This window comes from Sphingobacterium bovistauri (assembly GCF_020295405.1).
Taxonomy (GTDB): domain Bacteria; phylum Bacteroidota; class Bacteroidia; order Sphingobacteriales; family Sphingobacteriaceae; genus Sphingobacterium; species Sphingobacterium bovistauri.
The window spans coordinates 11,594-36,547 of sequence record NZ_JADEYP010000004.1 but is presented as its reverse complement, the minus strand read 5'-3'; the positions used below and the strand labels follow the sequence as shown (position 1 = coordinate 36,547).

General features: G+C 36.2%; 24 protein-coding genes and 1 tRNA gene. 12 read left to right on the top strand and 13 right to left on the bottom strand.

Translation table 11 applies throughout. The annotated features are described in order from the left end of the window. Positions 1-62: 62 nt before the first annotated feature. Complete coding sequence (locus IPZ78_RS03300; RefSeq protein WP_225551512.1) at positions 63-1,247, top strand: trans-sulfuration enzyme family protein; 1,185 nt, start codon at positions 63-65, stop codon at positions 1,245-1,247. A gap of 64 nt (positions 1,248-1,311) precedes the next feature. Here the strand turns inward: IPZ78_RS03300 and IPZ78_RS03295 are convergent, their stop codons facing one another. The 4 genes from IPZ78_RS03295 to IPZ78_RS03280 form a co-directional block, all read right to left on the bottom strand. Further along, positions 1,312-2,433: a TlpA disulfide reductase family protein gene (locus tag IPZ78_RS03295; RefSeq protein ID WP_225551511.1), complete on the bottom strand. Its 1,122-nt coding sequence runs from the start codon at positions 2,431-2,433 to the stop codon at positions 1,312-1,314. A gap of 90 nt (positions 2,434-2,523) precedes the next feature. Beyond that, entirely contained in the window at positions 2,524-3,345 is an 822-nt protein-coding gene (locus tag IPZ78_RS03290; protein ID WP_225551510.1) for a TPM domain-containing protein, read from the bottom strand. Between the two features lie 10 nt (positions 3,346-3,355). Next, positions 3,356-3,790, bottom strand: coding sequence for a TPM domain-containing protein (locus tag IPZ78_RS03285; RefSeq protein ID WP_225551509.1), 435 nt, complete (start codon positions 3,788-3,790; stop codon positions 3,356-3,358). An 81-nt stretch (positions 3,791-3,871) separates the two neighbouring features. Continuing rightward, a complete protein-coding gene (locus IPZ78_RS03280; RefSeq protein WP_225551508.1) occupies positions 3,872-4,450 on the bottom strand; it encodes a LemA family protein in 579 nt (192 codons plus the stop codon). Positions 4,451-4,613: 163 nt separating this feature from the next. Here IPZ78_RS03280 and IPZ78_RS03275 point away from each other — a divergent pair, with 163 nt between their 5' ends. Next, positions 4,614-6,155 carry an NAD(P)/FAD-dependent oxidoreductase gene (locus IPZ78_RS03275; protein ID WP_225551507.1) on the top strand — a complete coding sequence of 514 codons (1,542 nt, stop codon included), beginning with the start codon at positions 4,614-4,616 and terminating at the stop codon, positions 6,153-6,155. 99 nt (positions 6,156-6,254) lie between these two features. After that, positions 6,255-6,327, top strand: a tRNA-Gly gene (locus tag IPZ78_RS03270). Positions 6,328-6,364: 37 nt separating this feature from the next. On the opposite strand, the gene IPZ78_RS03265 is transcribed toward IPZ78_RS03270, so the two are convergent. After that, a complete protein-coding gene (locus IPZ78_RS03265; RefSeq protein WP_225551506.1) occupies positions 6,365-7,618 on the bottom strand; it encodes an MFS transporter in 1,254 nt (417 codons plus the stop codon). A gap of 146 nt (positions 7,619-7,764) precedes the next feature. Here IPZ78_RS03265 and IPZ78_RS03260 point away from each other — a divergent pair, with 146 nt between their 5' ends. Continuing rightward, the gene (locus IPZ78_RS03260; protein WP_225551505.1) at positions 7,765-8,733 is read left to right on the top strand and encodes an energy transducer TonB; all 969 of its coding nucleotides are present in this window, start codon (positions 7,765-7,767) and stop codon (positions 8,731-8,733) included. 86 nt (positions 8,734-8,819) lie between these two features. Here the strand turns inward: IPZ78_RS03260 and sufD are convergent, their stop codons facing one another. The 3 genes from sufD to sufB all read right to left on the bottom strand — a co-directional run bounded on the left by sufD (position 8,820) and on the right by sufB (position 12,473). Then, positions 8,820-10,127 carry a Fe-S cluster assembly protein SufD gene (sufD, locus tag IPZ78_RS03255; RefSeq protein ID WP_225551504.1) on the bottom strand — a complete coding sequence of 436 codons (1,308 nt, stop codon included), beginning with the start codon at positions 10,125-10,127 and terminating at the stop codon, positions 8,820-8,822. A gap of 50 nt (positions 10,128-10,177) precedes the next feature. Then, positions 10,178-10,936 (bottom strand): Fe-S cluster assembly ATPase SufC, encoded by a 759-nt coding sequence (gene sufC, locus IPZ78_RS03250; RefSeq protein WP_225551503.1) that lies wholly within the window; start codon positions 10,934-10,936, stop codon positions 10,178-10,180. 85 nt (positions 10,937-11,021) lie between these two features. Then, on the bottom strand, positions 11,022-12,473 hold the full coding sequence (gene sufB / locus IPZ78_RS03245; RefSeq protein ID WP_225551502.1) for a Fe-S cluster assembly protein SufB: 1,452 nt from the start codon (positions 12,471-12,473) through the stop codon (positions 11,022-11,024). 432 nt (positions 12,474-12,905) lie between these two features. Between sufB and IPZ78_RS03240 the strand changes: the two genes are divergently transcribed. Both IPZ78_RS03240 and IPZ78_RS03235 read left to right on the top strand, forming a co-directional pair. Then, entirely contained in the window at positions 12,906-13,376 is a 471-nt protein-coding gene (locus IPZ78_RS03240) for an Lrp/AsnC family transcriptional regulator (RefSeq protein WP_132777368.1), read from the top strand. After that, on the top strand, positions 13,377-14,450 hold the full coding sequence (locus tag IPZ78_RS03235) for a DUF6695 family protein (RefSeq protein WP_225551501.1): 1,074 nt from the start codon (positions 13,377-13,379) through the stop codon (positions 14,448-14,450). Here IPZ78_RS03235 and ung read toward each other — a convergent pair. Further along, positions 14,447-15,121 carry a uracil-DNA glycosylase gene (gene ung, locus IPZ78_RS03230; RefSeq protein WP_225551500.1) on the bottom strand — a complete coding sequence of 225 codons (675 nt, stop codon included), beginning with the start codon at positions 15,119-15,121 and terminating at the stop codon, positions 14,447-14,449. The genes IPZ78_RS03235 and ung overlap by 4 nt on opposite strands. Before the next feature lie 99 nt (positions 15,122-15,220). Here ung and IPZ78_RS03225 point away from each other — a divergent pair, with 99 nt between their 5' ends. After that, positions 15,221-15,760 carry a tetratricopeptide repeat protein gene (locus IPZ78_RS03225; protein WP_225551499.1) on the top strand — a complete coding sequence of 180 codons (540 nt, stop codon included), beginning with the start codon at positions 15,221-15,223 and terminating at the stop codon, positions 15,758-15,760. Between the two features lie 35 nt (positions 15,761-15,795). On the opposite strand, the gene IPZ78_RS03220 is transcribed toward IPZ78_RS03225, so the two are convergent. After that, positions 15,796-16,257, bottom strand: a complete 462-nt coding sequence (locus tag IPZ78_RS03220) for a hypothetical protein (protein WP_225551498.1) — start codon at positions 16,255-16,257, stop codon at positions 15,796-15,798. Between the two features lie 4 nt (positions 16,258-16,261). Next, complete coding sequence (locus IPZ78_RS03215) at positions 16,262-16,735, bottom strand: DUF4293 domain-containing protein (RefSeq protein WP_225551497.1); 474 nt, start codon at positions 16,733-16,735, stop codon at positions 16,262-16,264. Between the two features lie 111 nt (positions 16,736-16,846). Here IPZ78_RS03215 and truA point away from each other — a divergent pair, with 111 nt between their 5' ends. The 4 genes from truA to IPZ78_RS03195 all read left to right on the top strand — a co-directional run bounded on the left by truA (position 16,847) and on the right by IPZ78_RS03195 (position 20,950). Next, on the top strand, positions 16,847-17,620 hold the full coding sequence (truA, locus tag IPZ78_RS03210; RefSeq protein WP_225551496.1) for a tRNA pseudouridine(38-40) synthase TruA: 774 nt from the start codon (positions 16,847-16,849) through the stop codon (positions 17,618-17,620). A gap of 52 nt (positions 17,621-17,672) precedes the next feature. Next, complete coding sequence (locus tag IPZ78_RS03205; protein ID WP_225551646.1) at positions 17,673-19,370, top strand: ABC transporter ATP-binding protein; 1,698 nt, start codon at positions 17,673-17,675, stop codon at positions 19,368-19,370. Positions 19,371-19,450: 80 nt separating this feature from the next. Further along, positions 19,451-20,500 (top strand): endonuclease/exonuclease/phosphatase family protein, encoded by a 1,050-nt coding sequence (locus tag IPZ78_RS03200; protein ID WP_225551495.1) that lies wholly within the window; start codon positions 19,451-19,453, stop codon positions 20,498-20,500. Between the two features lie 6 nt (positions 20,501-20,506). Continuing rightward, positions 20,507-20,950, top strand: coding sequence for a hypothetical protein (locus tag IPZ78_RS03195; RefSeq protein ID WP_225551494.1), 444 nt, complete (start codon positions 20,507-20,509; stop codon positions 20,948-20,950). Positions 20,951-21,069: 119 nt separating this feature from the next. Here IPZ78_RS03195 and IPZ78_RS03190 read toward each other — a convergent pair whose 3' ends face one another. Both IPZ78_RS03190 and IPZ78_RS03185 read right to left on the bottom strand, forming a co-directional pair. After that, the gene (locus tag IPZ78_RS03190; protein ID WP_225551493.1) at positions 21,070-21,258 is read right to left on the bottom strand and encodes a hypothetical protein; all 189 of its coding nucleotides are present in this window, start codon (positions 21,256-21,258) and stop codon (positions 21,070-21,072) included. Between the two features lie 240 nt (positions 21,259-21,498). Then, positions 21,499-23,610 (bottom strand): M3 family metallopeptidase, encoded by a 2,112-nt coding sequence (locus tag IPZ78_RS03185; RefSeq protein WP_225551492.1) that lies wholly within the window; start codon positions 23,608-23,610, stop codon positions 21,499-21,501. 230 nt (positions 23,611-23,840) lie between these two features. Here IPZ78_RS03185 and IPZ78_RS03180 point away from each other — a divergent pair, with 230 nt between their 5' ends. Next, entirely contained in the window at positions 23,841-24,950 is a 1,110-nt protein-coding gene (locus tag IPZ78_RS03180; protein WP_225551491.1) for a DUF4407 domain-containing protein, read from the top strand. Positions 24,951-24,954: the final 4 nt, after the last annotated feature.

Sequence of the window (24,954 nt, the reverse complement as noted above, 5' to 3'; positions counted from 1 at the left end):
TAGAAAATACTCTATCTAATTAATAGATATTTTATTAGCTTTGAAAAAAGACCCTTACGCTAATGAGAAAGACCGAAACGAACTTAATACATACAGGTGAAGAGTTTAATAAAACCAAAGCTGTAGTAGCTCCTATATACCAAACGTCAACTTATTTTGCGGACGAAAATCTAGATGAATATGTTGCAGCAGCTACAGAGCCTAAACATCCTGAATTTTACCACAGACACGGCAATCCCACGAATAGTCAGGTAGCGGCCGTTATCGCCAAATTGGAGAAGACAGAAGATGCTTTAGTTCTTGCAACTGGTATGGCAGCAATTAGCACGGCTATGTTAGCAGTTGTCAAAGCTGGAGATCATATAGTCGCACAAAATGCACATTATTCGGGAGCGACACTTTTTTTGAAAGAATTCCTTTCGGAATACGGAATTACGGTATCACACGTTGACCAAACGAATAATCAAGCATTCGTAGATGCGATTCAACCGAATACAAAATTGATTTATATAGAAACACCGTCAAACCCAAATCTAGACATTACAGACTTAGCTTTTGTCGGACAATTGGGCAAAGAGAAAGGAATTTTGACGATGGTGGACAACACCTTTGCTTCGCCAATAAATCAAGTACCTTCAGAATTTGGAATTGATGTAATTATCCATAGTGCTACCAAATATTTGGGGGGCCACTCGGACCTGACTGCTGGAGTTATTTGCGGAAGCAAAGATTTTATTGTGAAAGCTTGGAGACGTTCTATTACTTTAGGAGCAAGCTTAAGCCCTTTTGATTCTTGGTTATTATTACGCGGCTTGAAAACTCTCTCCCTTCGTGTTCATCAAATCAATTCGAATGCTTTGGCATTAGCCGAATGGTTAGAAAAAAATCCCGCTATAAAAAAAGTCGCTTATACTGGATTGAAGTCACACCCACAACATGAATTAGCTAAAAAGCAACTGAAAGGACATACAGGAATGTTGTGTATTGAAGTGGCAGGGAATGACGAAGAAGAAGAATTTAAAAATGCACAAACTATACTCAGCAATCTTACCATTTTTGCGAATGCAGCAAGTTTAGGTGGCGTAGAATCATTAGTGGTGCATCCAGCAAGTATGTGGGGGTCTCATCATTCGAAGACACAGAAACAAGTTTCTGGAATTACACGAGGTATGCTACGTATTTCCGTTGGCATCGAACATATCGATGATATTATTGCCGATTGGGAACAAGCAATAGGAAAGATATAAATTGACAAAGCCCTGAATAAGAATATTCAGGGCTTTGTCAATTATTTGAAATATGTATGCTATATTAATTCAAAAGTTCAGCTAATTTAGCTTCCAATGCTTCTCCTCTTAAATTAGATGCTACGATTTTACCATCTTTATCCAACAAGAAATTTTGAGGAATACCACGTACAGAGTACAGTTTCACAACTTCTGATTGCCAACCTTTCAAATCTGAAACATTAGTCCATTGTCCCAACTGATCATCTTCAATAGCTTTTACCCAAGCATCTTTCTTCCCAGGGTTATCCAAAGATACGCCCAAAATAGTAAATCCTTTATCCTTATACTTGTTGTAAGCAGCTACCACATGTGGATTTTCTTGACGACACGGACCACACCATGATGCCCAAAAATCTAACAACACATACTGCCCTTTAAGTGATGATAATGAAACATCTTTTCCATCAGGCGTAGGTAATGTAAAATCAGGAGCTACTGCGCCAATAGCTACACTTCTAAGGTTGTTGATTTTTTCAATGATTGCTTTACCCTTTACACTGTTTTGTAATGCTACGGGGAATTTTTTTAAATACCCTTCATATTCAATTACATTTTCCGCACCCAACTTTTGTTCAATTAAATTAAGGGCAATGATACTAGTTGAAGATTTTAAATAATCTTTATCAATTCCTTCCATTTTCTCAAACAAAGGCATCATCTTAGCTCTTAAACCATTAACGAATGCTTCGTCTTTTTTCTGTTCGTCTGTAGAATTATAAAATTCTTGATTAATAGCCTCAATGGCAGCCTCTGTATCCTTCGATAAAGCCTTATACTTTACAAATTCCTCATTAACTGAATTCCCAGAAAGCTTTGCCGCCTTTAATGACTCTCCTGCCAAATTAATTACACCTTTTGATAGATAAACTTGACCAAAATCAGGAGACTTTAATTCACGCATAGTTTTTCCTTCTGGTGAAAGAATTACATAAGCCTCTACTGGTGATGAAACAGTGCCACTTAATGTAAACTGACCATTATTGACAACAGCCGAATCTAATTTACGAGCAGTACCATCTACATATTGTAGATACACTTTAGCAGGAGCATTGTGTGCCCCAATCTTTCCTTTAATTGTATACTCTTCTTGAGCGAATACTAATGCTGGTAATCCAGCTAGTAATGCAACTAAAATATTTTTCATTTTTTTCTTTTTAGATTAGTTATTGATCAAAGTTAAAATTTTTTACGTAAAATTTAATTTTCAAATTATGCATTTAACACCTATTAACACTTACCAGCGACCACTAGCGCCACCGCCACCGAAATCTCCTCCGCCAAATCCACCGAATCCACCGGAATCTCCCCCGCCGAAACCACCACCAAAGTCGCCGCCACCACGTGAATTTCCACCACCACCTAAGCCACTCAATAGCATCCACCAGAATAAATCATTCGATCCTTTTCCATTAATCACTTTACCTCCTCTATTGTTGCCTCCGCCACCTTTTGAGATCAAAGCAAATATGATAACTATCACCACAATAATGACAATGCCACTTATCCCACCTCCACCTTCTGGAGATTCTGCTGATTCTTTCTCCGCTTTATATTCACCTTTGGTATAAGAAATGATAGAATTCGTCGCGTTATCCAATCCGGTAAAGTAGTCACCTTCTCTAAATGCGGGTTTAATGTCATTCTCAATAATTCGATACGCTATAGCATCGGGTAGTGCACCCTCCACTCCATAACCAGTCTGAATAGTCACAGCTCGATCACCTATAGCAGCCAACAACATGACTCCATTGTTGTATTTTGCATCTCCAACACCCCATTTCTTCGCCAATCGTACTGCATAGTCAGATACATCGTACCCGTCTGTACTATTTACTAATACAACTGCTATTTGCGTGGATGTAGTGTCATTGAAAGCTACCAGCTTGCGCTCTAAGGCATCTCTTTGAGATGCAGAAAGCGTATTCGTAAAATCCGTCACAATAGTACGAGAAACAGCCGGTAGATCTTGTCCAAAAACAGTCGCTATTGTGCTAATCCAAAGTGCAAACGTGAAAAATATAGAAGCAAATTGCTTATTTTTCGAAAAAGAAATCATAGAATCAAAATTAATGACCAAAGTGTATATCGTTAGGTAATTCGTTCACATCGTCTTCTTTACGTGGGAAATAATGGTGAAGTTGTTCACCAGCATCATGTATTCCTGCCACAAGACCAGAAGCGAAATCTCCATTTCTAAAGTGGACTACCATTTTTTCCTTTGTATTTTCCCAAAAATCTTCCGCTACTCGTGAATTTATACCTGCGTCGCCGATAATGGCGAACTGATGGTCCGCTACAGCCAAGTAAACCAATACGCCATTGCGCAAAACTGTTTTATGCATATTGAGTTCGACAAAGTATTTTTGAGCTTTTTGAATTGCAGTAAGATCTTTTCCTACTACATTTTCTACGACTACACGGATTTCACCGGACGTCATATTTTCGGCCACACTCACTGCGTGTACGACACGCTCTTGTTCATCTGAATTTAAAATACCCATATCTTTTAATAAAAATAAAAGATGAATACTGGACGACTTACAGTTCCAATATTCATCTTCTTATACAATTGAGCAAAAAGTCTAAAATGTAACTGTAGGAGCCTTGTCAGATCCTTCTGCCGCTTGGAAAGTACCTTTAGCCTTGAATCCAAAAATGCCAGCCATAATATTGTTAGGAAAACTACGAACTGTAGTATTGTAATCCTGAACAGCTTCATTATAAGTTCTGCGTTCTACAGAAATACGGTTTTCTGTACCTTCCAACTGTGCTTGTAACTCTTGGAAATTAGAATTTGCTTTCAATTCAGGATAAGCTTCAACACTCACCAACAATCGACCGATAGATTGCGATAAAGCGTCTTGTGACTGTTGGAATTTAGCAATTGACTCCTCTGACAAATCTTCTGGATTTACAGTAACCGATGTAGCTTTCGCTCGTGCTTCTACGACCGCAGTCAATGTACCTTGTTCATGTTCAGCTGCACCTTTGACAGTTGACACCAAATTCGGGATTAAGTCCGCACGTCTTTGGTAAGCATTTTCTACCTGAGCCCATTTACCTTTTACGTTTTCATCCTTTGACACCATGGTGTTATAACCACAAGAACTAAAAGAAAGTGCTGTAAATAAACCTACTAGGGCAAATAATAATCTTTTCATGTGTAATAATTTCAAATCTGTTTTGTTAAAAATACAAATAACTTTTTAAAGTATATGACATTAGCGTCAAAGCAAATGCCAAATTAATGTAAAATCAAAGCTAGTCTTTAAAATTTTGTAGCTTTGCATATGTTTTGGGATAAATACCCAATGGTATTAGTTTATGCAACAAGAAATCGAATTGGCCATTAGTCCTGACCATATCTACAATGAGGACTATATCATCCAACAGGGTGTTCAAAAATTAAAAATTTCTAAAGATCAAGTAAAGGGAATATATGTCCGCAAGCGTTCGATAGATGCACGAAGTAGACAGGTGTTGTATCGAATCCGTGTGGTATTTTTTATTAACGAAGAGCCAAAGATCGAAACATTTACTTCTGAACTAAAAGCCGTTCAAGAGGCTAAACCTGTCATTATTATAGGAGCTGGTCCGGCGGGTCTTTTTGCCGCTTATCGCTGTATAGAACGAGGTCTCAAACCTATTGTTATTGAACGCGGGAAAGCCGTGCGTGACCGTAGACGCGATTTAGCTAAAATAAATCGCGAGGGAATTGTGAATCCAGACTCCAATTATTGCCATGGTGAAGGTGGCGCAGGAACATATTCGGATGGCAAGCTTTATACACGTTCTAACAAAAGAGGTGATGTCCAAAAAGTACTCTCCATCTTTGTAGAAAATGGCGCTGATCAAGATATATTAATTGATGCGAGACCACACATTGGCACCAACAAACTACCACACATTATCGAAAGCATGCGAAATCGCATCTTGGAAATGGGAGGAGAAGTCCATTTTGACAGTAAAGTTGTAGATATAATTGAACAATTTGGGCAAGTGAAATCTGTCAAAACTGCAGATGGAAAATCTTTTGATGCGGAACATGTTATTTTAGCAACAGGACATTCTGCACGTGATATATTTGAATTGTTTCGCAATAAAAATTGGTTGTTAGAAGCGAAAGCATTTGCTTTGGGCGTACGTATAGAGCATCCGCAAGAAATTATAGATCAAGCGCAATACCATTGCAGTACACGTCATGAAAATCTTCCTCCTGCGTATTATAGTTTGGTGGAGCAAGTTAATGATCGAGGTGTATTCTCGTTCTGTATGTGCCCGGGTGGCATTATTGCACCATGTGCAACAGATCACGACGAAATAGTCGTAAACGGATGGTCACCTTCCAAACGTAATAATCCACACGCCAACTCTGGAACAGTTATTCAGATTAACTTAGAGGACGTTCCCAATGCGGCGACTGATCCTTTTGCATTATTAGACTTTCAACGTCAAATCGAGCAACAAGCTTTTAAATTGGGCGGTGGTAATTTAGTTGCTCCCGCGCAGCGTATGGTTGATTTTGTGGAAAATCGAGTTTCAAGAAACCTTCCTGAGAATTCATACAAACCAGGTACGCGTTCTGTCGATTTGAATGAAGTACTACCCAATTTTGTACACCAAGCTTTGCGTGGTGCGTTACCAATTTTCGGCAAAAAAATGAGAGGTTATTATACCAATGAGGCTATTCTTGTAGGTGTGGAATCGCGGACTTCATCACCTGTTCGTATACCTCGTGATAAAGAAACATTGCAACATCCAGAAGTAAAGGGATTATATCCTTGTGCGGAAGGAGCAGGTTATGCTGGGGGAATTGTTTCAGCAGCTATTGATGGCATCAATTGTGTGGATGCTATAAAAATTTAAGTCTCTAAATATGAAGCTTATTTACTTGAAAGCTACACAATTTTTAAAATGGTCTTGACAGATGCTAAAAAAAGCCCTATTTTTGTATCACAAAACCAAGCGAAAGTAGCTCAGTTGGTAGAGCACAACCTTGCCAAGGTTGGGGTCGCGAGTTCGAATCTCGTCTTTCGCTCAATAAAAAGCTTCTCAAATTGAGAAGCTTTTTTATTTTATTCAATCTCAGACTCAACATTATCTTTATTCAATCTATTCTTACCTAAGTTCATCACTGAGGGAGTCAAGAAAGATAAAAGCCCAACGACACACATGGCCAGTCCACCTATTATAAAAGCATTGACCACGCCTATCTCGTCAGCAATCCAGCCCGTGAAAAGTAATCCGATAACACTAGGGATAATCGCAAAACTAAAATACAGAGAGAAAACGCGCCCCAAAAATTCGGGTTTTATTTCTTCTTGTATTATAGTCATGAATGATGCATTAAAGAAAGACATTCCGATCCCACCAAATGTGGTAATCGCGACAAAAATCCAAAATAAATCACCGCTTATCCAACCTGAAAACACGAAGGTTAATCCTAAAAAAATATGCATAGCATTCACCAAAATAACTTTGGAAATTGAACCTTGCCAAATACTTAATATTCCTCCCCCAACTAACATTCCTACTCCCCAGACAATCTCTATGATACTCATTTCCCACTTCCCTCCAGAAAAATGATCAATAGTCAGTAAAGGATACATGATGGCTACAGGCATTACAAAAAATGTGGTTAGCATGGCATAAATAAACAGCATATAAAGGCCTTTATTCTTCTGGATTTCTATGAAACCTGAATTAAGATCATGTAAGACAGTAGAAATATTACTTTCTGCTTGTTGGGTGGTCAATTTAGGAATAACCACAAATAAGAGTGATACAATGGCTAAACTGGCTCCAATTACATCCAAATACAATACTTTAGAAATTGGTAAGTAAGTAATGGCCAAAGTACCTGCCGCTGGTCCAGCAATCATACTGACAGATTGCAACATTTGATTGATACCAGACACCTTTAAAAGTTTGTCCTCGGGAACTATTAATGGCGCTATAGCTTGCATAGCTGGTGTATGAAATGCTTGACCTAAAGATCGACAAACTAATAGCATATATACGAAGCCCAAATTCGCTTCTCCTTCCACAAAAGCAAAGGACATCAAAAATGTGCAAAATGCAATAAATGCATCTGCATAGATCATGACTTTTTTCCTATCCCAACGGTCTATATACACCCCAGCAAATGGTCCTATGATCGCTTGCGGTAGTAAACCAGCAATCCCTGCGTAAGCGAGTATTTCAGCAGATTTGTAATGCAAACTTAAATAGATGATTACCGCAAAATTGACCGCTGAACTAGTCAACAAGGACAAAAATTGCCCTATCCAAATGTATATATAGGTTTTAAACCATTTTTCGGTATGCATTTTAGATAAATTTTGTTCAAATATAACATTGCATTAGCGTAATTATTAGCATTCGTCTATTTTTTGCATTTTCCTTCTATAGGTCAAATTTTTATTACACCGATAATATATTATATTTACGATTAAAACACAATGTTAAACCTAATATGAAAAGAATATTTAGTACCATTCTAATTAGTTTGCTTTTTCAAATTGTCTACGGCCAATTATCATTCACCACATTTTACACTAAAGATGGAAAAGAAACCAAGAATCAAGAACAAGCTCATTATTATCGCGAGTTATCTGTATTAGAGAATTCTCAGATACGAGTTATCGAAAAGTATATTCAATCCAATCAAACTAAATTAGTTGGGACATTCCCTAGTATTAAGGACAAAAAATTTATTGGACAAAAGTTTGAGGCTTTTGAAAATGGAAAGATAAAATCAAAAGAATTTTATAGCGCTGATGGCGTTATGATAGATACCGCTTACTACTATCATCCTAATGGAAGGCTGAAAATCGCATTTGAATATCCTTATAAAGTAGAAAAAGAAGCTACTAAGGTTACAGATACACTAATACTTGTATATCACGATTCCTTAGGGAGCCGTCTTCTACAAAACGGTAATGGATACGCAGAAATCGACTTTAAAAATTCAAGTGTTGAAAAGGGAAACTACAAGAACCACAAACGTATCGGAAAATGGACTGGAACTTTTATGGATGATAAATATAGTTTCGAGGAAACATACGATAATGGCAAACTCATTTCTGGTATAACAAAGGACTCCTTGAATAAGGAATATATTTATGATAACAAGAATTATCATCAACCTCCTAGTTATCCAGGAGATATAATAGCCATTCGAAGATTCATTGCTAACAATTATAGATATCCACAGGAGGCTATTCGAAATCGCGTAAAAGGAACAGTAAAACTTTCCTTCGTAATTGATAAAGAAGGAAATATGGTAGAAATGAAGGTTGAAGAAGATTTAGGTTTTGGGACTGGCGAAGAGGGAATAAGAATTTTGAAAAGAGCTAAAAAATGGACACCAGGATATATGAGAGGAATTCCTGTTCGAGTTTCATACTCACTACCAATTCGATTGGATTTGTCTGGAAGTTAATTTGGGTTATTAAAGATTAAAAATACTTAAAAAGCGTCTAAGAATTCCTTCCTAGACGCTTTTAAAATATAAAACTACACTACTAATTATTTTCTATCTAATCCTTTAGCGACTAAATCTTCCACGTAATTCCTAACGGATTCATTATTGAAACGCGATGTCACATCAAATGCAAAAGCATGTACCAATAAAATGCGAGCCGATTCTTCACCTATACCTCTAGCTCTTAAGTAGAATAAAGCATCATCATCAAACTGCCCCATAGTACAACCATGTGAACATTTAACGTCATCAGCAAAAATTTCCAACTGAGGTTTTGTGTACACTGTAGATTTATCACCAATCAACATATTGTTGTTTTGTTGGAACGCATTTGTTTTTTGTGCATCCAATTGAACAAAGATCTTACCGTTGAAAACAGCTGTAGATTCATCTTGAGGAATGTTTTTGTACCATTCGTACGACTCACAGTGTGGCTTCAAATGATCTACGACCGTGTGATTATCTACCAATTGTTTATCTGCTAATAAGTTGATTCCATACAAATGTGATTCTACATTCTCTGCATCCAAACGTACATTGATATTATTACGTACAAAAGCCGCACCTGGGAAATTACAGTTGTAGTTATTGTACAAGCTATATTTCGTTTGGTATACTTCTGTATGATTGATATAGTTACTTACTGCATCAGCCACTTGAAGGTAATAGTGTTGCACTTTTGCATTTTCATCTACGAAGATTTCTGTAACCTTGTTATGTAAGTTTTTTGCTGTATTTTCTAATGTTATAAAAGATTCTACAATCTCCACCTCAGCATTTGCTTCTACAACGAACAAATTTCTAGTTTGCGAGAAAAATTCTGCGCCACCTGTCGCTACGTGAACAATATGTAATGGTTTTGATACCACTTTGCTTTTACCTACTGATAAATAGATACCAGAAGTATATAAAGCTGTATTTAAAGCGACTAATGCATTATCTGTTTTGTCTGCATATTGACCGAAGTGTTTTTGAAAATTCGCTTCTTCAACAGCCTCTTCGATAGGCTTCACCGTTACACCGACTTCATCTTCTAACGAAGAAAAAGCCAACACATATTGACCATTGATCAATACAATACGGTGTGCATCCAATTCTGGAATATCCGCTTTGCTTAAATCCAAATTCGCAACATCCACATCTTCATTCAACAAATAAGTTTTGTTGATCAAAGAATGAATGTTTGTATATTTCCATTCCTCATTCTTTACAGTTGGGAAACCTTGTTTTTCAAATTTTGCGAAGGCTTCTTGACGAATAGCTTTCAAAGAAGAAGGCTCATTTGTCACCTCTAATTCTTGAAAAATAGATGTTAACTGCTCGAATAAAGAGTTTGCTATTGTTGTACTCATGTTATTTGTTATCAATCCGCTCATGACCTTAAATTTTTATCGATGACCGATTAGGCATTCTGCGTATCTAAGTCTTTTAACCAGTCGTATCCTTTTTCTTCTAATTCTAATGCTAATTCTTTTGGTCCTGTTTTTACAATACGACCATTGTGCAATACGTGAACGAAATCTGGAACGATATAATCTAATAAACGTTGGTAGTGGGTGATTACTACGAAAGCATTACCTTCAGAACGCAGTTGATTCACTCCATTAGCTACGATACGCAAAGCATCGATATCTAAACCCGAATCTGTTTCATCTAGAATAGCCAATTTTGGATTCAACATCGCTAATTGGAATATTTCGTTGCGTTTTTTCTCACCACCTGAGAAACCTTCGTTCAACGAACGATTAGCTAAATTAGCAGAGAACTCTACTAATTTTTGTTTCTCTTTTACCATCGCTAAGAATTCTTTAGCTTCCATCGGAGGAAGACCTTTATATTCACGAATATCATTAACAGCAGTTTTTAAGAAATTGATGTTTGATACTCCTGGGATTTCAACTGGGTATTGAAAAGCCAAAAACAAACCTTCACGAGCACGATCTTCTGGAGATAAATCTAATAAATCTACACCATCTAATAATGCTTCGCCAGCAGTTACTTCGTACGAATCACGTCCCGCTAATACATTACCTAATGTACTTTTACCAGCACCGTTAGGTCCCATAATCGCGTGAACTTCTCCAGCTTTAACTTCTAAGTTTAATCCTTTTAATATTTGTTTGTCTTCAACAGACGCTTGCAAATTCTTTATTGATAACATTTCTTTTATAGTATTGAGTATTGATGTATGCGGGATGAGACTTTAGCTCAATCACATTTTCAAATTCTATCTTCTTATTTATTTTTTATCCTACCGAACCTTCTAACGAGATCGCTAATAATTTTTGCGCTTCTACAGCAAACTCCATTGGCAATTGGTTCAATACTTCCTTCGCATAACCGTTTACGATTAATCCTACGGCTTTTTCCGAATCGATACCGCGTTGATTCAAGTAGAAAACTTGGTCTTCACCGATTTTTGAAGTTGTAGCCTCGTGCTCTAGTTTTGCTGTTTTATTTTTATTCTCAATGTATGGGAATGTATGTGCTCCACAACGGTCACCAATCAACAATGAGTCACATTGCGTGAAGTTACGTGAGTTATCAGCGTTAGGACCTATTTTCACTAAACCTCTGTAGCTATTGTGTGATTTACCCGCAGAAATACCTTTGGAAACAATCTTAGATTTCGTGTTTTTACCCAAGTGGATCATTTTCGTACCTGTATCTGCCACCTGCATATTACGCGTCATGGCTACAGAGTAAAATTCACCAACCGAATTATCACCTTTCAAGATAACTCCAGGATATTTCCATGTAATAGCAGAACCAGTTTCTACCTGTGTCCACGAAATTTTAGAATTATCGCCTTTACAAATACCACGTTTGGTTACGAAATTGAAAATACCACCTTTACCGTCTTTATCACCAGGATACCAGTTTTGAACAGTAGAATATTTGATTTCCGCGTCTTTCATTGCGATTAACTCGACAACTGCCGCGTGTAGTTGATTCTCATCACGCATAGGCGCTGTACATCCCTCTAAATAAGAAACGTAAGAACCTTCGTCCGCAATAATCAACGTACGTTCAAATTGTCCCGTATTTTGTGCATTGATACGGAAGTACGTAGACAATTCCATCGGACAGTGTACACCTTTAGGAATATATACAAAAGAACCGTCAGAGAATACAGCTGAGTTCAAAGCTGCATAGATATTATCTGTTTGAGGAACAACAGTACCCAAATATTCTTTGATAAGCTCTGGGTGCTCTTGCACAGCCTCACCAAATGAACAGAAAATAACACCTTTTTCTTTTAACTTTTCACGGAAAGTAGTTTTTACTGATACCGAGTCAAATACAGCATCTACAGCAACTACTCCAGCTAAAATCTTTTGCTCATCCAAAGGAATACCTAATTTGGCAAATGTTTCCAATAATTCAGGATCTACCTCGTCCATGCTTTCCAATTGCTTTTTGGGTTTTGGCGCAGCATAGTAAGATAATTCTTGAAAATCTACCTCTGGGTTATCAAAATTTTGCCAAGTCGGCATATCCATAGAAAGGAAGTGACGGAAAGCTTTCAATCGCCATTCCAGCAACCATTCAGGCTCATTTTTTTTAGATGATATTAGGCGAATTGTATCTTCGTTCAATCCTTTGGGAGCAATATCCATCTCAATATCAGTCGTGAAACCGTATTTATATTCTTCTTGCTCCAGCTCTTTCAGTAATTCGTCGTCTTTGGTACTCATATTTAATGCTTCCCCTTTTAGTAAGCCAAACTATTATAACTGACCTTTTTGGGACTACAAAGTTACGATATAATTACCAATAATGTAGCATATTTTGAGGCTTAGAAACGGTATTTTAGGCTTTTTAATGACAAAAGTCACTTCTTAGTGTGTTCAAGACGATTTTGTTGATTTATTTTGACAAAAAAATGATCTTATATAACATTAAACTATATCGACGTAACATTTCTATAATTAAAATCTATAGGCAAAATTACCCCTATCAGATAACAAAATTAAGCTATCAACAAAAAAAAGACTCTTTTTCAAACGCTTCCGTATTTCACCTAACAATATTTTATAAACCACAACTTAAACAACTAGATTAGTTCTTCAAAAAGACATATTATTGTATAATATTTGTTATATTTACAATTAGAAGAAAGATTTACCATGTCTTACCAACTCGACAAACTGGATTTAAAGATATTGCGCCTTTTACAAGAAAATGGCCGTATCACGAATTTACAATTAGCGACAAATATTGGTCTATCGCCAGCTCCCACTTTGGAACGTGTTCGTAAATTGGAGAACTCAGGCTTTATCAAAAGTTATCACGCTTTTGTTGATGAAGAAAAACTTGGCTTGGGTATCAAATCTTTTATTCAAATATCATTGGACTTTCATACGCACAACGCAATTCCTGAATTTGTTGAAGCCGTGAAAGCCATTCCAGAAGTAACAGAATGTCATCACGTAACAGGGAACTGTGATTTTATCCTGAAAGTATACGTCAAAGACATCAAAGCATACGAAGCTGTAATCATGGAGAAGATATCAAAAATCCCGTTTGTGAAAACCTTCCAAACAATGATGATTATGTCGACTTCGAAGAAAGAACCAATAGTGCCGTTAGAATATTAAATGAATACTGATTATCGAGACTTTGCAATTATCTTAACTTGGCCAGACGCCACTATACGTGGTGATGAAAAATGGATGATGTTTTTCAAAAAAATTGGTTTGGTAAAAAATCTAAACTTCAAAGTTGGTCACACAGGAGTTGTTATTGTTAATCACCAAAATGGAGAGATGTATTTCTATGACTTTGGCCGCTATATTACACCTCGTGGCTACGGTAGAGCTCGATCTAAAAACTCTGATCCGCTTTTAGATATTTCGATGAAAGCGGTAATCAGCAATAATAAAATAGCAAATATTGAGGAAATAATTAGGCTTTTCGAAGACCTTAAACCTGCGATGTATGGGGATGGTAAATTATATTTTTCTATTGTCGAAGGTATAAATTTTGAAAAAGCAAAAGCTTATGGTGATGAATGCGTTGAACAAGGGACATTTCCTTATGGTGCCGTTGCAAAAAACAATAACAATTGTTCACGATTTATAACACGTATGTTAATGAAATCATCAACAAAGTATCACTTCTGGCATTATATAAATCTCCCCGAAACAATTAAAAGCAGCCCTGTTAGTAATCTTGTCAATACAGCCGAAGATCGCATCATCTATTCATACCTACCAGATGAAGGGATTAAAAGTTTCAAAATGAACAGATTTCAATCATTTTGGTTCCTGGTAAAGCAATTGAGTGATAATGTTTCACACAAAAAATCAGCTTTATTTCCAAATGATTTAATAATAGGTGGCATGAATTACCGATCAAAACCAATAACCCTTCCAAAAGAGGCTATGTATCTAGGTGGTGTAGGTGATGGGGCTTGGTATACGATCTCATCAGCTGACAATATAAATCAATTTATCGTAAAAAGGTTTGCTTCCTCAGGGAAATTAGAATATGTTGTTTTAGGTGAATCTGTTGAGCCAATTGATTTAAGTACCCCTTATCAAATCACTTACGATAGTCATTTGTTATTTACACATATAGAGCAGAACAACAAGAAAATTCGTATAAATCATCTAGAAAGATTAGAAAACGACAAATACGATTTTGAAAATATTAAAGAGCGTTACGCTTAAGTCAATTTCCAATTAATTGAACTTCTTCCATACGTAACTAAATAATTGTTAGCTTTCGAAAAAGGCTTACTTCCAAAGAAGCCTCTGTATACGGATAATGGTGAAGGATGTACAGCTTTAAGAATTAAATGTTTCTTTTCATCAATAAGAACTGATTTTTTTTGCGCGTAAGAACCCCACAATACAAAAACTACATTTTCCAGTTCGGTAGAAATCTTTTCAATAATCTGATCGGTGAAACTTTCCCAACCCTGCTTTTGGTGCGAAGCAGCTTGATGTGCTCTAACTGTCAATGTAGCATTCAATAATAATACACCTTGAGTTGCCCATTTTGTCAAATCTCCAGATTGCGGAATTTGAAAACCTTCAATATCCGTTGAAAGCTCAGCAAAAATATTTTTTAAGGATGGAGGAAAAGCGATTCCTTGAGGTACAGAAAACGACAACCCATGCGCTTGGCCTATATTATGGTACGGATCTTGCCCCAATATGACAACTTTCACATCGTGCAATGGCGTCAATAGAAACGCGTTAAAAACCAAGCTTTGAGGAGGAAATATTTCAAATTGCTTACGTTCTTGTTGAACAAAAGCAGACAATTTTTTCATATAATCTTGTTGCATCAAAGGCTTTAAAATAGGCGCCCAACTTTCGTCGTACAAATTTTCCATAGCACAAAAGTACATTTTTCGCTTTTAATCATACAAACATGTTTGCATAACTACTTAAATTAATGGATATTTGCGTTTTAGAAACTACAACAAGAAGAGATGTCAAATTTAGTGCGTATTATTATTAGCTGTTTACTTTTAGTAGGTACAGTTGTATTATTTTGGTTTGGATATTGGGGCTGGGGTATTTTAGGTATTCTAGTTACAATTTTGGCTTGGGTGACTGTTTTCTTTCACGAATATATGCTTATTACACAATGGTATTTTCGTAAACAGGATACTGTCAATGCAGAAAAATGGTTGAGTAAAATTACGAATTACGAGAAGCAACTTATTCCAGCTCAACATGGATATTATCAGTTGTTATTGGGGCTTATGGAATCTCAACGTGCTCCATTGCAATCAGAGAAATTTTTCAAAAAAGCACTTTCATTAGGCTTACATATGGATCACAACGTAGCTTTGGCAAAATTGAGCCTAGCAGGTGTAATGATGGCAAAACGCAACAAACGCGAAGCTGAAAAATACTTACAAGAAGCAAAACGTGCAGACAAAAACAAATTGTTGGCGGATCAGATCAAAATGATGAAAGATCAAATGGGAATGATGGACAAACAACAGTTCCGTTACTCTAGATAAAGTAATAAAGCCTCGAAAATTTCGAGGCTTTATTGTTACAAATCAATTGTATATTCTAAAATTTTTCCTTGTTCTTCGAAATCTTCAATCGCCAATTTTAATTGTTTAGGTTTTCCCCATTGTTTTTTCCAACCGCCTGTCTTGATTGTTAATACAACTGGCTCATTCCGTGTCAATAGATAATGTAGATAATTTTGTTTATCCTCAAGACGCACATGAACCTTACCCATCTGCATCGAATGATACCATAATGGCTTTTCATTTCCACTTAGCAAACCGCTTGAAAAAGTATTTAGCTTAAATTCTCTCGGGTTTTTCAAATAACTCTGCAAATACAGTTCTATAGTTGCAGTATCGCCTTTAGCAGACAATTGTACACTTTTGGTCCAAACCTCGATCTCATTGATGTCTATAGAATTGCGTTCAGGCTTTTCTTGTGCAAAAGAAAATGAATACGCTAATGCTGTAACTAAGAGAGATAAAAGGAATCTATTCATCGTATTAACGTAATCTATCTGCTGATTTAATCAATTTCTCGTCTTTGCGGATACCACCTATTGCCATCGCTAAAATGATTATTGCAATTGGTAATAGAAAAAAGCCGACTCCAATATTGTTAGCTCCAAAATTTTGTGAAATAAGTGCTAGTGTAGAAATAGAACTTACATACATCCAAACACCCAAAAGTGCAATCAAAACGATAGATAAATAGATTAACTTGATTTGAAGTTTTCTGTTTTTGAACTGAAAAATAGTAATCAATGGAACTAAAGCGACTACAACTGTTGCTATAGTTTGTAATAAAAAGCTGCTTTGCTTGACAGACTCATTATTCACAGCAGAATATTCGCCAGTCACAAATAACTTTTTACCTAATCCTACCAAATCAATGTAGTTTAAGTATGGAAACATAAATAGCCCTAAAATAACTACCGTTGCTAATAACAACCAAATTGTTTGAATACGTTGAATCATATCTTTTTTTAATCTTATGACAATACTACAAATATAATATAAACCACAGAAATATGACTTTGTTCTATCTTATCGGTTACAGTATTTTTTTACCTTTGTTGAGTGAACGACATGAAAAGATTTTTTTTAGAGATAGCCTATGACGGAACAGCCTACCACGGTTGGCAACTTCAGCCAAATGCTATAGCTGTACAAGAAAAATTAAACCACGCTTTGCATACATTTTTACGAGAGGAAGTGGAGACCATTGGCGCAGGACGTACCGATACAGGGGTACATGCAAAACAATTGTATGTGCATTTTGATAGTGCAAACAAAGTCTTGTTAGATAATCCAAATCGAGCTTTATTGTCCATCAACTCTTTGTTGCCGTACGATATATCCGTTCAACGAATTATCGAGGTTGCATCGGACGCACACGCACGCTTTGATGCGACCGAACGCTCATATGAGTATCATATTCACAGTACAAAAAATCCATTTTTGATCAACAAATCTTGGTTATTGCGTGATATTCCAGATCTGCAGAAAATGAATGAAGCTGCACAATTGATGTTAGGGACCAAAGATTTCGAATGTTTTAGTAAATCTAATACACAGGTTTTTACTAATATTTGCACAATCAAAGAAGCTCGTTGGGAACAAAATGGAGACGGTTTTGTTTTTCATATTACTGCAGATCGTTTCTTGCGTAATATGGTTCGCGCTATTGTAGGTACGTTATTAGAGATCGGTGTAAAAGGTAAGCCAATCTCATATATGCAGGAGGTATTAGAAAGTAAAAGTCGTTCGAAAGCTGGGACATCTGTGCCGGCGCATGGATTGTATTTGACACGTGTTATTTACCCATATATTCAATTAAATCTAGATTTTGAAACAAGATAAAATAGCAGGAAATGCATACGACAGCAAGTTGTTGGGTCGTCTAGCCAAATATATGCGTCCGTACAGAACTATCTTTTGGGTATCTGTACTGCTGACTATTTTATTGGCAGCTGTCGCTCCAGCACTTCCAATGTTGATTGAATATACTCTGGATAATTATATCTTGAATGGTCAATACGAAGGATTGAATATGATGCTTATCATCATGATGCTCCTTCTTATAGCTCAAACTATTATTCGCTATTTTCACACGTTGATGACCAACTCTTTGGGACAATCGGTTATACGAGATATTCGAATTCAAGTTTTTGAGCATATCACGAACTTACGACTAAAATATTTTGACAATACGCCTATTGGTCGTTTAATCACACGGACGATTTCAGATTTAGAAACAATTGCCAATATTTTTTCCGAAGGTTTGATTCAGATTATTGGAGATTTATTGCAATTGGTAGTGATATTGGGTGTCATGTTCTATACCGATTGGCGATTGACATTGATTATCCTTGTTCCGATGCCGTTGATGCTTTGGGCGACGTATATTTTTAAAGAAGCTATGAAGTCCGCATTTCAGGATGTTCGTCTTTGGGTTTCAAATCTGAATACCTTCTTGCAAGAGCACATTTCGGGTATGGCTGTTATCCAATATTTTGCACGCGAAGAGCAAGAAATGAAGAAATTCGATGCTATCAATAAAGAGCATCGTAATGCACATGTGCGCGCCAACTGGTATTTCTCTATCTTTTTTCCTGTACTGGAAATCATCATTGCTATTGCAACGGGTCTTTTGGTGTGGTACGGTTCAAAACAAGTGTTAGCCGATGTAATTTCACCTGGTGTAGTAGTTGCATTTTTGATGTATATCAATATGATTTTCCGACCTATTCGCGAGCTTATTGATAAGTTCAACACCTTGCAAATGGGTATGGTTTCGGCAGAACGAATTTTTGATGTGTTGGACACGGACGAATTCACTCCGAACTCAGGTACGCATACACCCACATATATTCGTGGTGAAATCGAATTTAAGAACGTGTGGTTCGCCTACAATGATGAGAGGTGGGTATTGAAGGACGTCAGTTTTAAAGTACAGCCTGGAGATACATTAGCATTAGTGGGGGCAACGGGAGCGGGTAAATCTTCGGTCATCAATATCCTGAGCCGTTTTTACGAAATCCAAAAAGGTCAAATTTTGTTGGATGGTATCGATATACGAGAATATGAATTAATTTTCTTACGTAAGAATATTTCGACAGTATTACAGGATGTTTTTCTATTCTCAGATACTGTGAAAAACAACATTACGCTACAGAACCCAAATATTACAGACGAAGAAATTATCAATGCAGCAAAACGTGTAGGAGCTTATGATTTTATTATGAGACTGCCTGGAGGGTTTGATTATAAAGTGCAAGAACGTGGTGCCACACTTTCAGCGGGACAAGCACAATTGGTTTCTTTCATTCGTGCTTTGGTACACGATCCACGTATTTTGATTTTGGATGAAGCAACTTCTTCTATTGATACCGAAACGGAAATCATGATTCAATCGGCAATTGATAATTTAATGGATGGACGGACCGCAATTGTGATCGCACATCGGCTATCTACCATTCAAAAAGCGGATAAAATCATTGTGCTAGAAAAGGGAGAAATCAAAGAAATTGGTTCGCATCAGGAATTGTTAGCGATGAATGGTCACTATAAAAAGCTCTACGATCTGCAATTTGATTCAGCAGGGATTTAACATTCGATTTATCGGATAGTTATGAATAAGTTTATTACTTTTAATCTACGATTAACAATTTTTAAACTTACTTGATTGCTATGCATACACGGAGTCTTTGCTTTTTAGTTCTAATTTCCTGTATATTTCTTCATTCTAACATTTTTGCTCAGAAGAAGAGTTTTAAAGTTTTTCAACTCAACATCTGGCATGAAGGTAATGTAGTACCCAAAGGCTATGATGCTATTGTAGATGAACTTGTCGACAAGAATGCTGATGTTGTTTTACTATGTGAAGTAAATAACAAAGATGGTATAGATTTCGTTGCTAAACTTCTGAAAGATTTAAAACTAAGAGGTCTTATCTACTATGCAATTTCGTCCGAACATTCTGTTGATGTCGCTACACTTTCTAAATTTCCTATTCTAGAGCAGAATACACTTTACGAAAAAGAAAACCGACTTGGTCAAGTTTTAAAAACCAAGATTACCATTCACAATCATCCTATCATTTTCTATTCTGTACATTTAGATTACACCAACTATGCGTGTTATTTGCCACGTGGATATGACGGTGTGACATGGCAAAAAATGGATAAACCTATTACTGATGTAAACGAAATATTAAAGGCTAACCGAAAGGGCAAGCGTGATGAGGCTATTCGAGATTTGATCACCGATGCAAATAAAGAATCTAAGAAATACAGCATTATTATAGGAGGAGATTTTAATGAACCGTCGCATTTAGACTGGATTGAGGAGAATAAAAACTTATACGATCGTCGTGGTGCGGTAGTGCCTTGGGATTGTTCGTTAATGCTGTATGCTGCAGGTTTTAAAGATGCCTTTCGTATCACCTATAAGAGCCCACTAACGCATCCAGGATTTACTTATCCTAGCTTTAATGCCGATGTCGCGATCAGCAAATTGGCGTGGACCCCAGAAGCTGACGATCGCGATCGTATAGACTATATTTATTTTAAGACACCAAATAAGAAATTAAAACTGAAGGATATAAAAATTGTCGGCCCAGAGTCTACTGTTCGATTCGCACAAAAACAGAGCAAAGACAGTGAAGATCGGTTTTTGTTGCCAAAAGGCGTTTGGCCGACAGATCATAAAGGGTTATTAGCGACATTCATTATAAAGTAGTAGTATATGTCCATACGTTTCAATGATCAAAATAAGGGACTTTCATATTTTCAATCGGAAGTTTGGATAGTATGTCCAGATTGTGCCAAAAAGGCTGTCACCAAAGTGGATTATGAAAATGCTAAAGCTTATTTATTCTGCAAAAATTGCGGTTTAAGTAAGCAGAAGTCTACCACTATAACTGTTGCAGGTATTAAAGGGAATTGGAAAATGATCGCACACAATTATTTTAACACTCAATTATGGCTTGAGCATTCTTTTAAAAATGATGTATTTTATGCCCTTAATGGAGAACATCTAGATTATCTGGAACAATACATAGCGGCCGATCTACGAGAACATAAAGACAGAACTGGTTTTACACTTTTAGAAAGACTTCCCAAATTTTACCACGAAGCCAAGAACCGTAAGGCATTACTTTCGATTATTCAAAAATTGAAGAAAAAGTAAATATTTGAATACTTGAATTAAAGTCCCCCCTTATCAATTTGAGAAGAGGTTTTGAATTTGTGCCTAGCCTACCTATTTGAAGGGAGAGAGAATCTAGATAAAGACTAGGACTTAATATCTTATTGAAACAATTGATAAACTTCTCGCATATAATTTGCCTCTTCTAATGCAGTCGTAAAATCACACCATTCATTTTTAGTAAACGTAAAAAGAATTTCTGGAGCCGGAGTCGGCAAAAACATTCGTTCTTCCTCATCTGGGAAAGCTAAAAAATCTTCATTTCCAATCTTTTTCCTAATTTCTTTCAAAAAATAATTATACTGAAAAGCTGTAAAAGTCAAAACATATGATTTTTGCCACACATAATGATACTTGCATTTACTACAGTAGCTTATGCAGGTATTTCCTTTAATTGAAAGATTAACAGATTGACACATCATTATTTTTATTTAGACCAAATATAAATAATAAATCTAAAATAACAATATTTATAAATAAAAAAGGAGCAAAATCTTCATTTCGCTCCCTTTTTATTTATCATTTATGGTTTAGTTCAAACCACGCCTTTTCATTAAATGAACTGGATCAGGATCTTTTCCTCTAAATGCTTTATAAAGATCGGCAGGATTTGCTGTCCCACCCTTTTCTAAAATATTTCTTCGGAAGGAATCTGCCGTAGCCTGGTCAAACAAGCCCTTTTCTTTGAAAGCCGCAAATGCGTCAGAATCCAATACCTCAGCCCAGATATATGCATAATAACCAGCTGAATACCCTCCCGAGAAGATGTGTTGGAAATATGTACTTCTATATCTTGGAATAATTGACTCAATCAATCCAGCTTTATCCATTGCCGCTTTCTCAAACGTATTTACATCATTTGATATAGGTGATTTAGTCGCATGATAATCTAAATCTAATAATGACGCAGCTAGATATTCAGTGGTTGCAAAACCCTGATCAAACGATCCTGCATTGTCCATTTTTTTGATTAATGAATCAGGAATAGCTTCACCCGTCTTGTAATGCTTAGCGTAAGTTTTCAACACTTCTGGATCTGCTGCCCAGTTCTCCATAATTTGAGAAGGCAACTCCACGAAATCACGTGAGACTGATGTTCCAGACAACGATTTGTACTTCACATTGGATAATAAACCATGTAAGGCATGTCCAAATTCGTGGAATAATGTGCTTGCCTCATCGAAAGTCAACAATGCAGGTTGTTCACCTACCGGTTTAGTAAAATTACATACAATAGAAATTACTGGAGCTACACGCTTACCATCTGTTGTTGATTGCTTACGGTATGAAGTCATCCACGCACCACCACGTTTTGATTCACGAGGGAAGAAATCTGCATACAATAACCCTAAATGAGAACCATCTTTATCTTTAACTTCATAAACTTCAACCTCCTCATGATAAGTAGGCACATTGTTCAATGCTACGAAAGTCAATCCCCATAATTTATTCGCTACTTCAAAAGAACCTTCACGAACTGATGCTAAACTAAAGTAAGGTTTAATTTCCTCTTCATTCAAAGCAAAACGCTTCACGCGAATTTTCTCTGCATAATATCTCCAATCAGATGGAGCTACTTTGAATCCTCCTTTAGCAGCATCAATTTCACTTTGAATATCCGCAGCTTCGACTTTAGCTTTATTAATAGCTGGCGTCCATAGCTTGTTTAATAATTGGTAAACATTAGCAGGATTAGAAGCCATAGATTCTTCTAAAACGTAAGCAGCATGAGACTCATAGCCCAATAGTTTAGCTTTTTCTAAACGAAGGTTTGAAATTTTAATTAAGATATCTTTATTGTCATTTTCATTATCGTTGTTACCTCTTTTTTGGTAAGCATCCAAAATATTTTTGCGCAATTCTCTATTGTCAGCATATTGAAGAAAAGGCATTACAGATGGATTAGACAATGTGAATACCCATTTACCTTCTTTTCCTTTTGCTTTAGCCACATCAGCAGCAGCTGATACTAGGCCTTCAGGAAGACCAGCTAAATCCTCTTTCTTATCAACTACAAGTTCATAAGCATTTGTTTCAGCTAACAAGTTTTGACCAAATTGAGTTGTCAAAACAGATAATTCAGAATTTATTTTTTTCAATGTTTCTTTGTTAGCATCCGAAAGATTAGCCCCTGAACGTACAAATCCTTTATATGTTTCTTCTAACAATTTTAAATCTTCAGCATCTAAAGCAAACTTATCCTTTCCTGTGTACACCGATTTAATTTTATCAAATAACTTCGCATTCAAGTTGATCTCATCACTATGAGCTGAAATCTGAGGTGCTAACTCCTTAGCAAGCGCCTGAATACTATCATTTGTATTTGCGGAATTCAAATTATAGAATACTGTAGAGACGTTTGCTAATAATGAACCCGCATTTTCTAAAGCTACTATGGTGTTATCGAAGGTTGGCTCTTCTGTATTATTAATGATTGAATCTATTTCTAAATTGTGTTGTTTTAATGCCTCATCAAAAGCTGGTTTAAAGTGCTCATCTTTAATCTTGTCAAATGGAGGAACATTAAATGGCGTTTCGTACGCTAACAAAAGTGGATTGTCGGACTGTAATTTATTTTCGCTACCGCATCCTACGAATATAGATGCAACTACCAAAAATGGAATGAAACTCTTCTTATTCATTACAAATTATTTAGTTTTTAGATGTTTGCTGCAAAAGTAAACAATATTTTAACGACTATTGATATCATATTGTCATAACTAACAAGATATAAATAATCTGAAGATCTCACAAATATTATCACCTACCCCCCTTTTACCGATAAAGAAAAGGGCTTCGCCGAAATTCCAAAAAAAATCAAGTCCATATAATTATCTTTGAGTAAATGATTTAAATTCAGAATATTATCAATATGAACAACACAAAACAATTCTTTTGGTGGTGCGCAGGAGTGCATAAAGATACACTCAATAAATTCCCAGAAGAACACAATAAATATATCAGCATAGGCGCTACTATATTTTTCACTGGACTATTCGCTGCTCTAGCGGGTGGATATGCTTTGTATTTCGTATTCAGCGGTGGAGACTTCGCGATATTCTATTCGATTATATTTGGAATTATTTGGGGGTTAGCCATATTCAATCTTGACCGATATATCGTATTGAGTATTGATAAAACTAAAGGTACTTTTAAACAGGTATTACAAGCATTGCCTCGGATATTGCTTGCTATTTTGATTGGACTTGTTATTTCGCGACCACTTGAACTTAAAATATTTGACAAGGAAATTAGAGAGCATTTACGTATTGAATACTTAAAACAGCAACAAGCAAATATAGACACGTTAAATAGTACTTTTCAGAATAAATACGCAACAGAATTTTCACAACTTAATGCATTAAAAGTTCAAGCAGACTCTCTTGAATCTTCTATAAAAACGGACAGAGAAAAGCTTAACCACGAGATTTTTGGCACAAAAACCAACGAAACATCTGGGGTAATGGGCTATGGTCCTTATGCTAAAATGAAGGAGGTAAACTTAACGAAGCAAGAGATTTTCTTGGACACCTTGCGTTCAAGAATAAATACGAAAGAAAACCTACTTGTACAACGAAAAGGAAAAGAAGGTATTATGGATGAAAAAATATTGACTGACCACAAACTGGATAGCGCTATTAATGTAGCAGGCTTTGCGGACAGAAATGCTGCGCTCAGTAACTTACATGAAAACCCTGACGGCACTACCGAAAAATCGACACAATACGCGGTGATATTTATCACTTTATTATTTGTCTTTTTCGAATGTCTCCCTGTTTTTGTTAAATTAATGAGCCATAAAGATACTTATGACATTGCTATTTCAAATCAGAATATAATTCATAATTTCGAGTCTGCTTCAAATGTAGATATAGAAAAAAATGCACTAAATAAGCTTATCCCACATCGCACTGATGTAGCTATCCAACGTAGAATGGACAAACTATCTCAAGAATATGAGTCTAAAAAAGAATCTTATTAACTTG

Excerpts from the sequence above, each read along its gene's own strand:
- IPZ78_RS03300 (WP_225551512.1), top strand. The coding sequence starts at position 63 with ATGAGAAAGACCGAAACGAACTTAATACATACAGGTGAAGAGTTTAAT.
- IPZ78_RS03295 (WP_225551511.1), bottom strand. The coding sequence starts at position 2,433 with ATGAAAAATATTTTAGTTGCATTACTAGCTGGATTACCAGCATTAGTA.
- IPZ78_RS03290 (WP_225551510.1), bottom strand. The coding sequence starts at position 3,345 with ATGATTTCTTTTTCGAAAAATAAGCAATTTGCTTCTATATTTTTCACG.
- IPZ78_RS03285 (WP_225551509.1), bottom strand. The coding sequence starts at position 3,790 with ATGGGTATTTTAAATTCAGATGAACAAGAGCGTGTCGTACACGCAGTG.
- IPZ78_RS03280 (WP_225551508.1), bottom strand. The coding sequence starts at position 4,450 with ATGAAAAGATTATTATTTGCCCTAGTAGGTTTATTTACAGCACTTTCT.
- IPZ78_RS03275 (WP_225551507.1), top strand. The coding sequence starts at position 4,614 with ATGCAACAAGAAATCGAATTGGCCATTAGTCCTGACCATATCTACAAT.
- IPZ78_RS03265 (WP_225551506.1), bottom strand. The coding sequence starts at position 7,618 with ATGCATACCGAAAAATGGTTTAAAACCTATATATACATTTGGATAGGG.
- IPZ78_RS03260 (WP_225551505.1), top strand. The coding sequence starts at position 7,765 with ATGAAAAGAATATTTAGTACCATTCTAATTAGTTTGCTTTTTCAAATT.
- sufD (WP_225551504.1), bottom strand. The coding sequence starts at position 10,127 with ATGAGTACAACAATAGCAAACTCTTTATTCGAGCAGTTAACATCTATT.
- sufC (WP_225551503.1), bottom strand. The coding sequence starts at position 10,936 with ATGTTATCAATAAAGAATTTGCAAGCGTCTGTTGAAGACAAACAAATA.
- sufB (WP_225551502.1), bottom strand. The coding sequence starts at position 12,473 with ATGAGTACCAAAGACGACGAATTACTGAAAGAGCTGGAGCAAGAAGAA.
- IPZ78_RS03240 (WP_132777368.1), top strand. The coding sequence starts at position 12,906 with ATGTCTTACCAACTCGACAAACTGGATTTAAAGATATTGCGCCTTTTA.
- IPZ78_RS03235 (WP_225551501.1), top strand. The coding sequence starts at position 13,377 with ATGAATACTGATTATCGAGACTTTGCAATTATCTTAACTTGGCCAGAC.
- ung (WP_225551500.1), bottom strand. The coding sequence starts at position 15,121 with ATGGAAAATTTGTACGACGAAAGTTGGGCGCCTATTTTAAAGCCTTTG.
- IPZ78_RS03225 (WP_225551499.1), top strand. The coding sequence starts at position 15,221 with ATGTCAAATTTAGTGCGTATTATTATTAGCTGTTTACTTTTAGTAGGT.
- IPZ78_RS03220 (WP_225551498.1), bottom strand. The coding sequence starts at position 16,257 with ATGAATAGATTCCTTTTATCTCTCTTAGTTACAGCATTAGCGTATTCA.
- IPZ78_RS03215 (WP_225551497.1), bottom strand. The coding sequence starts at position 16,735 with ATGATTCAACGTATTCAAACAATTTGGTTGTTATTAGCAACGGTAGTT.
- truA (WP_225551496.1), top strand. The coding sequence starts at position 16,847 with ATGAAAAGATTTTTTTTAGAGATAGCCTATGACGGAACAGCCTACCAC.
- IPZ78_RS03205 (WP_225551646.1), top strand. The coding sequence starts at position 17,673 with ATGCGTCCGTACAGAACTATCTTTTGGGTATCTGTACTGCTGACTATT.
- IPZ78_RS03200 (WP_225551495.1), top strand. The coding sequence starts at position 19,451 with ATGCATACACGGAGTCTTTGCTTTTTAGTTCTAATTTCCTGTATATTT.
- IPZ78_RS03195 (WP_225551494.1), top strand. The coding sequence starts at position 20,507 with ATGTCCATACGTTTCAATGATCAAAATAAGGGACTTTCATATTTTCAA.
- IPZ78_RS03185 (WP_225551492.1), bottom strand. The coding sequence starts at position 23,610 with ATGAATAAGAAGAGTTTCATTCCATTTTTGGTAGTTGCATCTATATTC.
- IPZ78_RS03180 (WP_225551491.1), top strand. The coding sequence starts at position 23,841 with ATGAACAACACAAAACAATTCTTTTGGTGGTGCGCAGGAGTGCATAAA.